Source organism: Phytoactinopolyspora endophytica (assembly GCF_004138495.1).
Taxonomy (GTDB): Bacteria; Actinomycetota; Actinomycetes; order Jiangellales; family Jiangellaceae; genus Phytoactinopolyspora; species Phytoactinopolyspora endophytica.
This window is the reverse complement of the sequence record NZ_ML142856.1, coordinates 327,458-328,339: the sequence shown is the minus strand read 5'-3', so window position 1 is coordinate 328,339 and position 882 is coordinate 327,458. Positions and strand designations below refer to the sequence as shown.

Here is an 882-nt window from a genome sequence, read left to right as displayed (position 1 = left end):
AGATCGGTGAGCGCCAATGAGAGCGTGGGCTGCGCGACGTGCAATCGGTCGGCCGCTCCGCTGAGCGTTCCGCTCTCCGCGATGGCGACGAAGTACTGGAGTTGGCGTAAGGAGAAGCGAGGCAGATTCATAGCCTAAGCCTATTTAGTTCAGAAGTTTCTTATATTTTACCTATGTCGTGGCCACTGGCACAGTGGGCCCATCTGTCGATGCGTTGTATGCGAAATTCGCATTCATCGATAGCGGTCGGTGGCTATCTGGTCGGGATAGCGGCCCTCGGCCTGATCCGCCGTGCGAGCGCGACCTATCGGTACTAGCAGGCGGTGAACTGGCCACACCACAACGGAGGTAGGAAGCGATGGCAGCGAAGACATTCGCATCTTCGGCCGATCTGGCCGAGAAGACCGAGACCCTCGAGGTGCTCGCCGATGGCGTGTACGCACTCACGGCGGAGGGCGACCCAAACGTCGGCGCGATCGAGGGGGAGGATTTCGTGGTCGCTTTCGAGGCGCGGGCCACCCCGGTGGCGGCTCGCGAGTGGCTGGACAAGCTGCGCGAACATACCGACAAACCGGTGCGGTACCTGGTGCTGTCGCACTACCACGCGGTGCGGGTGCTGGGTGCGTCGGCGTTCGACGCCGAGGTGGTCATCACGCACGAGAACACCCGCCGGCTGATCGCCGAGCGCGGTAAAGAGGACTGGGAATCGGAGTATGGCCGGATGCCGCGCCTGTTCCGGGAGCCGGGCTCCATCCCGGGCTTGACCTGGTCCGATGTGACGTTCTCCGACCGGCTGACAATCGACTTGGGTGGCAGCGGCGGCGAGCTGGTATTGCAGTATTGCGGCAGGGGGCACACCGCAGGGGACATCGTCGCGTGGCT

At 63.3% G+C, this 882-nt stretch carries 2 protein-coding genes; one reads left to right on the top strand and one right to left on the bottom strand.

What is annotated here, in order from left to right; translation table 11 throughout:
• The coding region (locus tag ELR45_RS42325) for a LysR family transcriptional regulator (protein ID WP_205856804.1) at positions 1-131 on the bottom strand (131 nt) is incomplete at its 3' end.
• 227 nt (positions 132-358) lie between these two features.
• Between ELR45_RS42325 and ELR45_RS38265 the strand changes: the two genes are divergently transcribed.
• Positions 359-882, top strand: a 524-nt coding sequence (locus ELR45_RS38265) for an MBL fold metallo-hydrolase (RefSeq protein ID WP_205856799.1), incomplete at its 3' end; no start/stop codon positions are given.